Origin of the sequence: Aliivibrio sp. S4MY1, assembly GCF_028765545.1 — a bacterium.
Taxonomy (GTDB): Bacteria; Pseudomonadota; Gammaproteobacteria; order Enterobacterales; family Vibrionaceae; genus Aliivibrio.
Genome location: NZ_JARACP010000071.1, coordinates 1 through 556, shown reverse-complemented (window position 1 = coordinate 556; position 556 = coordinate 1). Strand labels below are relative to the sequence as shown.

Below are 556 nucleotides of genomic sequence, written 5' to 3'. Positions count from 1 at the left end.
ATATCACTGTGACCGATGACATTGGTTGGAGATATATCGGGGTATCGTTGCAATATGTTCTTTGATAGGGATATTAGCGCTTGAATTTGAGTGGGGCTGTAAAGTGGAAAAACAAACACTCCTTGATCATCAGAAGCTTCATTAACTATTTCAATCCCAATAGAAGTGTCATTTAATCCGTTACGTCCAACCCATGAGCTGACACCTGCGTGCCAAGCCCTTTCATTTTCGTCAACTAAATTAAAGATCCTCATGTCATTAAAACCCGCTTCCTGATAACTAGCATCTAAGGGATCTGGCACGAGATAATGAGCACTTGCATTTGCCTCTTTTCCTGTCAATGCGTTAATGGATGCGGAAAAATCAATAGCCGTATAATGCATAACAAGAAAACGAACTCTGCGGTTGTAACTGGAAACAGAGCGATAAGAATTATAATCAATATGACACATCGTATTTACCCATGTTGTTATTTACATAATATGTAACATAAACCTCTTTTTTTAAAAGGCAACACAATACAACTCAGTACGATTCTTTAACATAAGTCTTACAA

1 protein-coding gene is annotated in these 556 nt (G+C 37.6%); it reads right to left on the bottom strand.

Annotated features, from left to right (window positions below; translation table 11 throughout):
• Nucleotides 1-452: N-acetylmuramoyl-L-alanine amidase (locus PVK71_RS20380; protein ID WP_274421136.1), on the bottom strand; the 452-nt coding region annotated here is incomplete at its 3' end.
• Between the last annotated feature and the right edge of the window lie 104 nt (nucleotides 453-556).